Source organism: Streptomyces longhuiensis (assembly GCF_020616555.1).
In the GTDB taxonomy this organism is placed as follows: Bacteria; Actinomycetota; Actinomycetes; order Streptomycetales; family Streptomycetaceae; genus Streptomyces; species Streptomyces longhuiensis.
In genome coordinates, this window is record NZ_CP085173.1 from 4,658,916 (window position 1) to 4,671,009 (window position 12,094).

The window sequence follows — 12,094 nt, forward strand, 5'->3', positions numbered from 1 at the left end:
TGCGCGCAGCCCCTCCCGCCCATGAACGGCACCCCGTCCCGGCCGTGACACCATCACTAACGTGCTCGACATCGGCTACGCCCTCTCCCGCCGCTTCCCCGACCCTCCGCAGACGGACTTCCGTCGCGCGGACGTCCACGCGCTGCGGCACGACCTGTTCGCCGGCGACGTCTACCTCGCCGACACCAAGGCCGACCGGGAGCTGTCCACAGCCTGGGGATGGGTTCCGGTGCTGGACTTCGCCTGGGCGCTGTGCGACATCGTCGAGCAGCTGGACCGTGACCCGCGCGGCAGCCGCGCGTCGAGGCCGCAGTACGCCGAGCTCGACTTCACCGAGTCGACGGACCGGATGCTCTTCGAGCGCCGCTTCGGGTGGGTCGACATCGAGGCCGACTGGATGGAGGCGGACGAGCCGCCCCTGACGTTCTCCCACACCGAGCTGCGCCGCGAGGCCCGCGACTTCCTGCACGACGTGATCGCCGACCTCACCGACATGCACGAGGACCTGGCGGACAACCCCGCGATCTGGGACCTCCAGGCCCGCTTCCCCCGCGTCCCGGACGAGCGCTAGCCCCCACCTCCGTCAGCCGCCCCTACTCCACCCGCACCCCGATCTGCGCCGCGAACGCCGGTGCCAGGTCGAAGAGCTGGGCCGGGCTGATCACGGCACCGGCCAGCCGGTCCACGCCGCGCGCGATCCCCAGCTCGGCCACGCCCCGCAGATCCACGTCCGCCATCACGGCGCCCGTGAAGTCCGCACCCCGCACCACGCAGCCCGGGAACTCCACCCGGTCCAGGCGCGCGCCCCCGAAGTCCGGCTCCACCAGCACGCATCCGTCGAAGACGACGTCCTTCAGGCGCGCCTTGCGCAGGTTCAGGTACTCGATCTTCCCGCCGCGCACCACGACCCGCTCCAGCGCGCTCCCGTGCAGCTGGACCCCGCCGAGCCGGGCGTCGGCCACCTCGACGTCCCGCAGGGTCGCCTCCGCGAGGTCCGTGCCCACACCCCGTATCCCCGTCAGCGTGGAATCGAGGATCCGGGCGCGGGTCAGCCGCGTCTCGTCGAGCCCGCACCCTTCGAGCGCGCAGTCCATGAAGCGGGCGCCCCCGCCGTCCTGCCCGGTGAAGTCGGCCGCCGTGAACTCCACCCCGTCGTAGTCCCCGTCCGGCTCGAGCTCGCCGCCGGTCCAGGGCGCCAGCGGGGGCAGCCGCACCTCGGGCCGCCGCGCCTTCTTCACCGCCGCCGGTTTCGCCGACGCCGCCTTCGCCGGCCTCACCACTCGTTTCTCCGCCATGCCCCCATGCTGCCCGCCGCCACTGACAATCGGTGACCGCCGCCGCTCCCCCGCCCATGTCACATTCCGCCGCGCACAGCCGTCGTAAGTCGTAAAGGCACAGGCACAGGCACAGGCACGGACACAGGCACAGCACCCAACCCGAAGGGGAACAGCGGCATGGCAACGACCACCCCCGACCTCACCGTCATCGGCGGCGGATTCGCCGGCCTCACCGCGGCCGTCACCGCCGCCGAGGCCGGAGCGCGCGTCACGCTGTACGAGTCGCACCACACCCTCGGCGGCCGCGCCCGCACCGCCGAAGGCCCGTACCGCACGCACGACGGACCGCACGCCCTCTACAGCGGAGGCCCGCACTGGACCTGGCTGAAGCAGCGCGACCTGCTCGGCCCGCTCGCCCCGATCCCGCCCCTCGAGGGCTCCCGCCTGCGCTTCCACCACCGCGGAGCCCTGCGCCGCACCCCTCCGCTGGCCCTTCTGCGCCTCCTTCGCCACCGGGCCGAACACGCGCCCGTGGACGTGGACTTCATGACGTGGGCGACGCGCCACGTCGGCGAGGAGGGGGCCCGCGCGGCCGCGCACTACTCGTCCGTGGCGCTCTTCCACCACGACCCGGGCGCCCTCTCCGCGGCCTTCGTCCAGCAGCGCCTGCGCCGCGCCGCGAAGGTGCCGCCGGAGGCGCACTATCCGCGCGGCGGCTGGGCGTCCGTGATCGACCGGATGGCGGCCCGGGCCTGGAATCTGGGCGTGCGCGTGGAGACGCTGTCCCGCGTCGACTCCGTGCCCACGGGCGGCGGGCCGGTGATCGTGGCGACGTCCCTCGACTCGGCGCGCCGCCTCCTCGGGGACTCGTCGCTGACGTGGAACAGCGGCCGTACGACGCTGATCGACCTGGCCGTGCGCACCCGCCGCGGCGACGCCTTCATCGTGTCCGGGCTCGACTTCCCGGCCTGGCTGGAGCGGTTCACGGCCCAGGACCGGGGTCTGGCGCCGCACGGGCAGCAGCTCGTCCAGGGCCACATCCCCGTGGCGCCGCACGAGTCGAAGGCCGACGGCACGGCACGCGCCGAACGCCTCCTGGACCTGGGATTTCCCGGCTGGCGCGACCGCGTGACCTGGCGCAGGGACGCGCTCGCGAACGGGCGTACGGGGGCGGTCGATCTGCCCGGCACGACCTGGCGGGACCGGCCCGCGATCGACCGCGGGGACGGCGTGTATCTGGTGGGCGACCAGGTCGCGGCGCCCGGCGTGCTCTCCGAGGTGTCGTTCAACAGCGCCGTCGAGGCGACCACGCTGGCCCTCACCGCGTCCCGCCCGGGGCTCCGCGCGGCCTGACGCCCACTCTTGACCTCAAGTCCACTTCAGGTTGAAAGGTGGTGGGCGCACCTGAGCCGTCAAGAGACCGCACACCCAAAGGAGCCCGCCATGCACGCCGTACGACTGCACGCCTTCGGACCCGCCGAGAACCTCCTCTACGAGAAGACCGGCGACCCCCTGCCGGGCCCCGGCCAGGTCCGGATCGCCGTGGCCGCGGCCGGCGTGCACCTCCTGGACACCGCCCTGCGCGAGGGCATGAAGGGCCCCGCACCCGAGCCGCCCGCGCTGCCCACCGTCCCCGGCCGCGAGGTCGCCGGCACCGTCGAATCGCTCGGCGAGGGCACCGACGCGTCCTGGCTCGGCAAGCGCGTCGTCGGCCACCTCGGGTTCGCCCCCGGAGGCTACGCCGAGCTCACCGTGATCGACGCGGCCCGTCTGCACGAACTCCCGCCCGGCCTGGACTTCGCCGAGGCCGTCGCCCTGATCGGCACGGGCCGTACGGCGATGGGGATCCTGCAGTTCGCCCCGCTCGGCCCCGCGTCGGTGGCCGTGATCCCGGCCGCGGCGGGAGGCATCGGCACCCTGCTCGTCCAGTACGCGAAGCACGCGGGCGCCACCGTCGTCGGCCTCGCGGGCGGCCCCGAGAAGGTGGCCCGCGTCCGCGCGAACGGCGCCGACCTGGCCGTCGACTACACCGCGCCCGACTGGCCCGAGCAGGTCCGCCGGTTCCTCGGCGGCCGCCAGGCGACCGTCGTCTTCGACGGGGTGGGCGGCGACGCGGGCCTGGCCGCCGTCGACCTGCTCGGCCCCGGCGGCGTCCACGTCGTCTTCGGCTGGTCCGGCAAGGGCCTGCACGACGGCGAGCCCCTCACCTTCTCCGCGGACGAACTCACCCGGCGCGGCATCACCCAGGAACAGGTGCTCGGCCCGCCGATGATGCGGCGCGCGGGCGGCGACAACCCGGTCCGCACGCTGGAGCTGGCCGCGCTGGGGGAGGCCGAGGCGGGCCGCCTGCGTCCCGCGGTGACCCGCTTCCCGCTCGCCGAGGCCGCCGCGGCGCACCGAGCCCTGGAGAACCGCGGCACGATCGGCAAGGTGGTCCTGATCCCGTGACCCGGGCCCGGGTCCCCGGTCGCGCTACGACCCGAGCCGGGCCAGCGCCTCATCCGTCAGCCGGTACACCGTCCACTCGTCCTGCGGCGCCGCGCCGAGCGCCTTGTAGAAGTTGATCGACGGCTCGTTCCAGTCGAGGACCGACCACTCCAGGCGCTCGTAACCGCGCTCGACGCAGATCCGCGCCAGCTCGGTCAGCAGCGCCTTGCCGTGGCCGCCGCCGCGCGCCTCGGGCCGTACGTACAGGTCCTCCAGGTAGATCCCGTGCACCCCGCGCCAGGTGGAGAAGTTCAGGAACCACAGACAGAAGCCGACGGGCTCGCCCGTCGTGTCGTCCTCGGCGATGTGGGCGAACGCGGCGGGCCGCTCCCCGAACAGCGCCTCGCACAGCTGCTCCTCGGTGGCCCGCGCCTCGTGCAGCGCCTTCTCGTAGTCGGCGAGTTCACGGACCATGGCGTGGATGACGGGGACGTCGGCGGGCGTGGCGGTACGAATCATGACGGCAGGCTAACCAGTCACCACGGGGCGGCCCGCACGGGGCGGCCGACCACTCACCGCGGACCGGCCCGCTCACCGCCCGAGCAGTCTGCGCGCCGTCTCCAGATGGTCCGGCACCAGCGGCCGACCGTCCTCGATCTCCCACAGGGAGTCCTGAAGCACCCGCCCGAGCGTCCAGGCGCGCGCCCGCTCCCGGTCGAGCCCGAGCACCCCGCTCATCGCGTCGAACCGCCACACCACCTCGTCCGCGTCGAAGCGGTTGTCGATGGCGGGCTTCAGGTCGAAGCCCGGGTCGCCGGCGAGCGGCTTCGGATCGATGGCCAGCCACGGCTCCCGCTCGGCGGCCAGCACGTTCTCGAAGTGCAGATCCCAGTGCAGCAGCCGGTCACCCGCCTCGCCCGCGACCTCACGCACGGCGGCCGCGCAGTCCGCGAGCAGCGCGCGGTCGGCCGGGCCGGGCACGGCCGCGAGCGCCGAAGGCACCTGGGCGAGCATGTCGGCCGCGATGTCCGACAGCCGCCGCATCCCCTCCGGGGCGGGCCCGGACGTGAGCCGGGCGAGCAGTTCGGCGATGACGAGGACGGCCTTCCGGGAGTCCTCGACGGAGTCCAGCATCCGCCCGGAGTCGAGCCGTTCGAGGAGCATCGTGCCCGTGGCGTCGTCGTGGTCGAGCAGCCGGACGGCGCCGTCGCCGTCCCAGACACGCAGGGCGACCGGCTCGCCCTCGGTCTCCTCGTCGAGGATCTGGAACTTGACCGCGGCGGGCGTCCCGTCGCCCCGCACCACGGGCAGGACCAGGGCGGCCATGCCGTGCATCGCGGGCCCGTCGACGCGCAGGTCCCAGCGTTCGACGAACTCCTCCACGCGCGCGGGGAGCCCGGCGACGAAGGCGCGACCGGGCTCACCCGCATAGGTGTACTGGGACTCGACCAGGCCGTCCGGGATGTCGATCACCCGAACGACCCTACGTGCGTGCCTGAATGCAGTCCATGCGCCGTTTTCCCCTCGCCGTGTGGTCGTACGTACGGCACGCCCCCGGCACCTACATCTGGCTGGCCGCCCTGTTCTTCACGACGGTCGCCATGCACCACATGGACCCGCACTTCGAGCACGAGTTCCTGCGCCAGCGCTCCACGAACCTGCACGAGCTGTCGACCGACCCGGTCCGCGTCTTCGTCGCCTCCCTGTTCTGGATCGACGGCAGCAGCTGGTGGCCGTACGCCGTCCTCTACACGGTGTTCCACGCGCAGGCCGAGCGCTGGCTCGACACCTGGCGCTGGCTGGCCGTCGTCGGGGCGGCGCATGTCCTCGCGACCCTGATCAGCGAGGGCGCCCTGCTGTGGGCGATCCGCCACGGCCACGCGCCCGCCTCGTCGGTCGACACCCTCGATGTGGGGGTGAGTTACGCGCTCGCGGGCGTCGTCGGCGTCCTCACGTACCGGCTCGCCCCGCCGTGGCGCTACGTCTATCTGGCCGTCGTCCTCGTCGTCTACGGCGGCCCGCTCCTCACCGGCCGCACCTTCACCGACCTGGGGCACTTCGTCTCGGTCCTGATCGGCCTGGCCTGCCACCCCCTCGTACGCGACCGGGGCGAGCCCTGGAACCCGCTGACGCTCCTGCGGCGACGGGACCGGACAGCGCGGCGAAACGATCACTCGCAAATCCAGGAAGGCGGCCGTCCCCCCTGCCCGAACCCCCCTGCGGAGCGCTAACGTCCGGGGCCATGAGCAGCAAGAACGGCACGCACGGCGCCCAGGCCACCGTCAACGGCGGCATATCGTTCTGGTACGCGGACGACGGCATCCCCACCGCCCGCGAGCCCCTGCCGGGTGACGCGTCCGCCGACGTCGTCATCGTCGGCGGCGGCTACACGGGCCTGTGGACCGCCTACTACCTGAAGAAGGCCGCGCCCTTCCTCCGCATCACCGTCCTGGAGCAGAAGTTCTGCGGCTACGGCGCGTCCGGGCGCAACGGCGGCTGGCTCTACAACGGCATCGCCGGCCGCGACCGCTACGCGAAGCTGCACGGCCGCGACGCTGCCGTCCGCCTCCAGGAAGCCATGAACGACACGGTCTCCGAGGTGATCCGCGCGGCCGCCGAAGAGGAGATCGACGCCGACATCCATCAGGGCGGCGTACTCGAAATCGCCTACACACCGGCCCAGTTGGCCCGCCTCAAGGCCTTCCACACGGCGGAACTCGCGTACGGCGAGAAGGACCGCACCCTGCACGGCGCCCGCGAGACCGCCGAGCGCGTCCGCGTCTTCGGGGCCGTCGGCTCGACCTGGACCCCGCACGGCGCCCGCCTGCACCCCGTCAAGCTCCTCAAGGGCCTGGCCGCCGCCGTCGAGGCGCTCGGCGTCACGATCCACGAGTCGACGCCCGTCACGGAGATCAAGCCGAAGCACGCCGTCACCCCGTACGGCACGGTCCGCGCGCCCTACGTCCTGCGCTGCACCGAGGGCTTCACCGCCTCCCTCAAGGGCCAGCGCCGCACCTGGCTCCCCATGAACTCCTCCATGATCGCCACGGAGCCGCTGACCGACGCGCAGTGGGAGTCCATCGGCTGGGAGGGCCGCGAGACCCTCGGCGACATGGCGCACGCCTACATGTACGCCCAGCGCACCGCCGACGGCCGCATCGCGCTCGGCGGCCGGGGCGTCCCGTACCGCTACGGCTCGAGGACCGACAACGACGGCCGCACCCAGCCCGCCACCATCGAGTCCCTCACCGCGCTCCTGACCCGCTTCTTCCCCCAGCTGGCGGGCGTCGCCGTGACGCACGCCTGGTCCGGCGTCCTCGGCGTCCCCCGCGACTGGTGCGCCACGGTCACCCTCGACCGCGCGACGGGCCTCGGCTGGGCGGGCGGCTACGTCGGCTCGGGCGTCGCCACCACCAACCTCGCCGCCCGCACCCTGCGCGACCTGGTCCAGCAGGACTCCGGCCAGTCCGGCCCCACCGACCTCACGACCCTCCCCTGGGTCAACCACAAGGTCCGCAAGTGGGAACCGGAACCCTTCCGCTGGCTGGGCGTCCACGGCATGTACGCCACCTACAACGCCGCCGACCACCGCGAACTCACCACGCACACGACGGACTCCTCCCGCCTGGCCCGAGCCGCGGACCGGGTGGCGGGCCGCGGCTGACAAGCCCCCCAAGCACGACGAAGGCCCAGGTCACACCCGTGACCTGGGCCTTCGTCCCGTGGGAGCCCCCTGTCGGATTCGAACCGACGACCTACGCATTACAAGTGCGTTGCTCTGGCCGGACTGAGCTAAGGAGGCAGCAGCCCGAGCAGTGTAACCAACGACGGGCGGCACCCCGTCGAATATTTCGTCGAAGGTCCTTCGCTCCGACTACTGACAGACCCGACACCCGACAGGTACCGTCCAGAACAGTTCACCCGCGTGGACTAAACCACTGCGGCATCAGCCGTAGCGGATCACCACCTTTACTCGGATCGTCCGGCACGTTCCTGCCGGTGAAGGGGGCTTCACAGCCATGGCAACTGTTTCGTTCGACAAGGCGACCCGGATCTACCCGGGCTCCACCAAGCCGGCCGTCGACGGCCTGGAGATCGAGATCGAGGACGGCGAGTTCCTCGTCCTCGTCGGCCCGTCCGGCTGCGGCAAGTCGACCTCCCTGCGCATGCTCGCGGGTCTCGAGGACGTGAACGGCGGAGCGATCCGCATCGGCGACCGCGACGTGACCCACCTGCCGCCCAAGGACCGGGACATCGCCATGGTGTTCCAGAACTACGCGCTCTACCCGCACATGTCGGTCGCCGACAACATGGGCTTCGCCCTCAAGATCGCCGGCGTGAACAAGGCCGAGATCCGCCAGAAGGTCGAAGAGGCCGCGAAGATCCTCGACCTCACGGACTACCTGGACCGCAAGCCGAAGGCCCTCTCCGGCGGTCAGCGCCAGCGCGTCGCGATGGGCCGCGCCATCGTGCGTGAGCCCCAGGTCTTCCTCATGGACGAGCCGCTGTCGAACCTCGACGCCAAGCTCCGCGTCTCGACCCGTACGCAGATCGCCTCGCTCCAGCGCCGCCTCGGCATCACCACCGTGTACGTCACGCACGACCAGGTCGAGGCCATGACCATGGGCGACCGCGTCGCGGTCCTCAAGGACGGTCTGCTCCAGCAGGTCGACTCGCCGCGCAACATGTACGACCGCCCGGCCAACCTCTTCGTCGCCGGCTTCATCGGCTCCCCCGCCATGAACCTGGTCGAGGTCCCGATCACCGACGGCGGCGTGAAGTTCGGCAACTCGGTCGTCCCGGTGAACCGCGAGGCGCTGAAGGCCGCCTCCGACGCCGGCGACCGCACCGTCACGGTCGGCGTCCGCCCGGAGCACTTCGACATCGTCGAGGCGGGCGGCGGCGAGGCCGCGAAGTCCCTCTCCAAGGACGCCGAGGACGCCCCCGCCGGCCTCGCCGTCTCGGTGAACGTCGTCGAGGAACTCGGCGCCGACGGCTACGTCTACGGCACCGCGCAGGTCGGTGGCGAGGCCAAGGACCTCGTCGTCCGGGTCAACGGCCGCCAGGTCCCCGAGAAGGGCACCCAGCTCCACGTCGTGCCGCGTCCGGGCGAGACCCACGTCTTCTCCTCGTCGACCGGTGAGCGCCTCACCGACTGACACCCGCCCGTTCCGCTGTGGAGCCCCGCACTTCGGTGCGGGGCTCCTCCGCGTTCCGGCCGTTCTCCCCCCTCACGCACGCCGCATTGTCGACAAATACCCCGGCACACCCGCCATTTCGAACTCTGTGCGTCAACACGCGTGAATCAAAACCGGATTACCCATCCCTCGACCGAGTGACTAAATGTCGCCAAATCATCACCGACCGCTACGCTCACTCGCGTGACGCACTCCGCCAACTACACCCAGAAGCCGCGCCGAGGCCGGGGCCCCGCCCGCCGCGTCGGCCGCACCCTCGCTCTCGTCCTGCCGGTGATGCTGGTGCTCTCCGGCACACTCGCGGTCACCCGAGTGAACTGGTCCGGCAGTTCAGCGGACTCGATCCTCACCGCTTCCTCGCAGAACGTCTCGGCGCGCGCCAAGTCGCGTGCCCCCCAGGACGTTTTGCGCGACAAGCTGCTGCTCGAGCTCCAGGACAAGGACCCCGGTATCGCCCTCACCCACCTCCAGCAGGAGATGCACGAGCGGCCGTCCCTCGCCAAGCACTGCGTCTCGATCGCCCGCGCCCTGGGCCGCGCCGCCGTGCAGGCCTACGGTCCCTCCCGCGCCCAGTCCTTCGCCCGCCCCGTCTGCGACACCGCGTTCGCCACGGGCGTCGCCACGTCAGCGCGCGGCTGACGCCCTCACGGCCGGCCGGGAAGGGGCCGACGTACAGTGCGGGCATGACGAGCGCCCAGGCCCAGGACCCGCACACGCACAGCCAGCACCACCCCACACAGGCCGTCGTCCTGGCCGGCGGCCAGGGCTCGCGCCTGCGGCCCTACACCGACGACCGGCCCAAGCCGATGGTCGAGATCCCCGGCACGGGGACCCCGATCATCGGCCATCAACTTGCCTGGCTCGCCGAGGAGGGCGTGACCGACGCGGTCGTCTCCTGCGGGCATCTCGCCGAGGTGCTCCAGGAGTGGCTCGACGGCGCCGAACTCCCCCTGCGCGTCACCACGGTGGTCGAGAAGGAACCCCTCGGCCGTGGCGGCGGCCTCAAGTACGCCGCCGCGCACCTGCCGCACCCCGACCGGCCCTGGTACGCGACGAACGGCGACATCTGGACCCGGTTCTCGCTGCGCGAGATGGCTGACTTCCACGCCGAGCGCGACGCCACCGCCACCCTCGCCCTGGCCCGCCCCCGCATCCCGTGGGGCGCTGTGGAGACCGACGCGTTCGGCCACATCACGGACTTCGTCGAGGCCCCGCCGTCCCCGTATCTGATCAACGCGGGCGTCTACGTCTTCTCCCCCGACTTCACGGGCCTGCTCCCGGACCGCGGTGACCACGAGCGCACCACGTTCCCGCGCCTGGCCCGCGCCAAGCGCCTGGCCGGGTTCCCGATCCCGCAGGGCGCGTACTGGAGGGCCATCGACACGGCGAAGGACCTCACCGAGGCCGCCAAGGAGCTGGCCGCGCCGGGGCGTTGAGCCCGCGCTCCCGATACGGGAAGGGGCCCGCACACACAGCGTGTGCGGGCCCCTTCAGGTTTCTACGGGGTGTGGTCAGTCGCCGAGTACTCCACCGAGGAGGCCCCCCGGCTTGTCCCCGCCGCCGGAACCACCGGAACCGCCGGTGCCGCCACCGGTACCGGTGCCGCCACTCGTGCCCGTACCGCCGCTCGAGGAGGGCCCGCTGCTGGACGCCGGGGGCTGCTGCTGGGCGGGCGGGGCAGACCGCGGAGGCGCCTGACCGGTGCCCTGCGTCTGGCTGGGCTGGCCCGCGCCGCTGGCGGTGCCCGTCGCCGGGGCGGATCCCGGTGAGCTCGCGGCGCCGGACGGCTTCGCCGAAGTGGCGCCCTGCGTAGGCGTGTTGGACGCCGACGGGCTCTGCGAGCGGTGCTGCTTGCGGCCGGGCTCCGACGGGAGCGGGGAGCCGGGCAGTTCGTTGCGCGGGGCCTCACCGGGACCGGGGGCGGTGACACGGCCCGCGTCACGCACGGCGCCGCCGAGCAGCGAGCCGATGAGCAGGGTCAGGCCGACGACGACGGTCGTCACGACGGTGCCGCGGCGCAGCACGTACCGTCGCAGCTCCCACAGTTCGGCGCGCGGGCCGAGCCGGCGCCAGGCGCCGCCCGCGAGGCGTCCGTCGACGGAGTAGACGGGCGCGCCCGCGATGATCAGCGGCGACCAGGCGGCCAGGTAGATGATGTCGGGCGCGTCGTAGGCGGGCACCGTCTTCCAGCTGACGGTGACGATGAGGGCGGCCGAGAGCAGTACGCCGAAGACGGCCGCGACGCGCTGCCAGAGGCCGAGCACGGTGAGCACGCCGACGACGACCTGGAGGAAGGCGATGCACAGCCCGGCGCCGACGGGGTGCTGGAGGGCGAAGTCGCGCAGGGGTTCGGCGAGGGCCCACGGGTGCAGCGAGTTGAGCCACTTGACCATGGAGCCGCGGTCTCCGCCGTCGAAGTAGACGGGGTCGCAGAGCTTGCCCATGCCGGCGTACATGGAGATGAAGCCGAGGAAGACGCGAAGCGGGAGGAGGACGACGCCGAGATTCATCCGGCGGCCGGGGTAGTACGCGTGCCGCACCGGGTCGGCGCCGTGCCGCCGGGAGGCGTTCCGCTCGCCCCCGTCGTCGTACTCGTCGTCGCCGAACTCGCCGTCGTCGTAAGGGGGTTCCTCGTACGGCGGCGGCTCTTCGAAGGCGCTGCCGGACTGGCGCATCTTCGGGAGGAGACGGGTGCCCTGAGCGGTGACCGTGGGCAGTTCGCCGGTGGCGTCGTCCCTGAGGTCGCTGTCGAGGTCGATGCGCGGGATGACCTGGGTGGCGCCGCCCTCCCCGCCCTCGAAGCCGTGCCGGGGAAGCGTGCTCTCGCCTGCTCTGCGGGCCGCCTGGAGGAGACCGGTCGCCCCGGGGTCACCGGGCGCGGACCGGCCGCTCCAGACGACCGGGGCGCGGCGGCGGGCTGCGGCCGCGCCGACGACGGGGATGCGGGCGGTCTGGTCCAGCGAGCCCAGGTGCCGGGCGATGCGAGGGGACTGCGTCTGCTGCGCCCTGGGCAGCTGCACGCGGAAACTCGCGTGATTGACGACGACCTGCGCGGGATCGCACGGCACCTTCACCATGCTCAGCGCGGGACCGTCGTCGAATCCGGAATCGAATCCGGGGCCGAATCCGGGCGAGCGGTCCCCCGTAGGTGTGCGGGGTGTTCTGGTGTCCACACTCATCTAACCGAGTGAT

Annotated in this window: 12 protein-coding genes and 1 tRNA gene; 8 read left to right on the forward strand and 5 right to left on the reverse strand. The window is 72.4% G+C overall.

The features are described from left to right. The first annotated feature begins 61 nt into the window (after window positions 1-61). Window positions 62-571, forward strand: coding sequence for a hypothetical protein (locus tag LGI35_RS21550; protein WP_227295543.1), 510 nt, complete (start codon window positions 62-64; stop codon window positions 569-571). Window positions 572-593: 22 nt separating this feature from the next. Here the strand turns inward: LGI35_RS21550 and LGI35_RS21555 are convergent, their stop codons facing one another. Further along, on the reverse strand, window positions 594-1,295 hold the full coding sequence (locus LGI35_RS21555) for a pentapeptide repeat-containing protein (protein ID WP_227295545.1): 702 nt from the start codon (window positions 1,293-1,295) through the stop codon (window positions 594-596). A gap of 159 nt (window positions 1,296-1,454) precedes the next feature. On the opposite strand from LGI35_RS21555, the gene LGI35_RS21560 reads away from it, so the two are divergent. After that, entirely contained in the window at window positions 1,455-2,630 is a 1,176-nt protein-coding gene (locus LGI35_RS21560; RefSeq protein WP_227295547.1) for an FAD-dependent oxidoreductase, read from the forward strand. Between the two features lie 90 nt (window positions 2,631-2,720). Continuing rightward, a complete protein-coding gene (locus LGI35_RS21565; protein ID WP_227295549.1) occupies window positions 2,721-3,725 on the forward strand; it encodes a zinc-binding dehydrogenase in 1,005 nt (334 codons plus the stop codon). 24 nt (window positions 3,726-3,749) lie between these two features. Here LGI35_RS21565 and LGI35_RS21570 read toward each other — a convergent pair whose 3' ends face one another. Beyond that, window positions 3,750-4,223, reverse strand: coding sequence for a GNAT family N-acetyltransferase (locus LGI35_RS21570; protein ID WP_227295550.1), 474 nt, complete (start codon window positions 4,221-4,223; stop codon window positions 3,750-3,752). A 72-nt stretch (window positions 4,224-4,295) separates the two neighbouring features. Continuing rightward, complete coding sequence (locus LGI35_RS21575; protein ID WP_227295551.1) at window positions 4,296-5,177, reverse strand: aminoglycoside phosphotransferase family protein; 882 nt, start codon at window positions 5,175-5,177, stop codon at window positions 4,296-4,298. A 26-nt stretch (window positions 5,178-5,203) separates the two neighbouring features. Between LGI35_RS21575 and LGI35_RS21580 the strand changes: the two genes are divergently transcribed. Together LGI35_RS21580 and LGI35_RS21585 are read left to right on the forward strand one after the other, a co-directional pair. Further along, window positions 5,204-5,935 (forward strand): rhomboid-like protein, encoded by a 732-nt coding sequence (locus LGI35_RS21580; protein WP_227295553.1) that lies wholly within the window; start codon window positions 5,204-5,206, stop codon window positions 5,933-5,935. Between the two features lie 11 nt (window positions 5,936-5,946). Next, window positions 5,947-7,368 (forward strand): NAD(P)/FAD-dependent oxidoreductase, encoded by a 1,422-nt coding sequence (locus LGI35_RS21585; RefSeq protein WP_227295554.1) that lies wholly within the window; start codon window positions 5,947-5,949, stop codon window positions 7,366-7,368. Window positions 7,369-7,431: 63 nt separating this feature from the next. Here the strand turns inward: LGI35_RS21585 and LGI35_RS21590 are convergent. Then, window positions 7,432-7,506: transfer RNA gene (locus LGI35_RS21590), tRNA-Thr, on the reverse strand. 217 nt (window positions 7,507-7,723) lie between these two features. Between LGI35_RS21590 and LGI35_RS21595 the strand changes: the two genes are divergently transcribed. From LGI35_RS21595 to LGI35_RS21605, 3 genes are all read left to right on the forward strand, one after another. Then, a complete protein-coding gene (locus LGI35_RS21595; RefSeq protein ID WP_227295556.1) occupies window positions 7,724-8,863 on the forward strand; it encodes an ABC transporter ATP-binding protein in 1,140 nt (379 codons plus the stop codon). 222 nt (window positions 8,864-9,085) lie between these two features. Then, window positions 9,086-9,541, forward strand: coding sequence for a hypothetical protein (locus tag LGI35_RS21600; protein WP_227295558.1), 456 nt, complete (start codon window positions 9,086-9,088; stop codon window positions 9,539-9,541). Between the two features lie 44 nt (window positions 9,542-9,585). Beyond that, complete coding sequence (locus LGI35_RS21605; RefSeq protein WP_227295560.1) at window positions 9,586-10,338, forward strand: nucleotidyltransferase family protein; 753 nt, start codon at window positions 9,586-9,588, stop codon at window positions 10,336-10,338. A 75-nt stretch (window positions 10,339-10,413) separates the two neighbouring features. On the opposite strand, the gene LGI35_RS21610 is transcribed toward LGI35_RS21605, so the two are convergent. Continuing rightward, entirely contained in the window at window positions 10,414-12,075 is a 1,662-nt protein-coding gene (locus tag LGI35_RS21610) for a DoxX family protein (protein WP_227300434.1), read from the reverse strand. Between the last annotated feature and the right edge of the window lie 19 nt (window positions 12,076-12,094).

Excerpts from the sequence above, each read along its gene's own strand:
- LGI35_RS21555 (WP_227295545.1), bottom strand. The coding sequence starts at position 1,295 with ATGGCGGAGAAACGAGTGGTGAGGCCGGCGAAGGCGGCGTCGGCGAAA.
- LGI35_RS21560 (WP_227295547.1), top strand. The coding sequence starts at position 1,455 with ATGGCAACGACCACCCCCGACCTCACCGTCATCGGCGGCGGATTCGCC.
- LGI35_RS21565 (WP_227295549.1), top strand. The coding sequence starts at position 2,721 with ATGCACGCCGTACGACTGCACGCCTTCGGACCCGCCGAGAACCTCCTC.
- LGI35_RS21570 (WP_227295550.1), bottom strand. The coding sequence starts at position 4,223 with ATGATTCGTACCGCCACGCCCGCCGACGTCCCCGTCATCCACGCCATG.
- LGI35_RS21580 (WP_227295553.1), top strand. The coding sequence starts at position 5,204 with ATGCAGTCCATGCGCCGTTTTCCCCTCGCCGTGTGGTCGTACGTACGG.
- LGI35_RS21585 (WP_227295554.1), top strand. The coding sequence starts at position 5,947 with ATGAGCAGCAAGAACGGCACGCACGGCGCCCAGGCCACCGTCAACGGC.
- LGI35_RS21595 (WP_227295556.1), top strand. The coding sequence starts at position 7,724 with ATGGCAACTGTTTCGTTCGACAAGGCGACCCGGATCTACCCGGGCTCC.
- LGI35_RS21605 (WP_227295560.1), top strand. The coding sequence starts at position 9,586 with ATGACGAGCGCCCAGGCCCAGGACCCGCACACGCACAGCCAGCACCAC.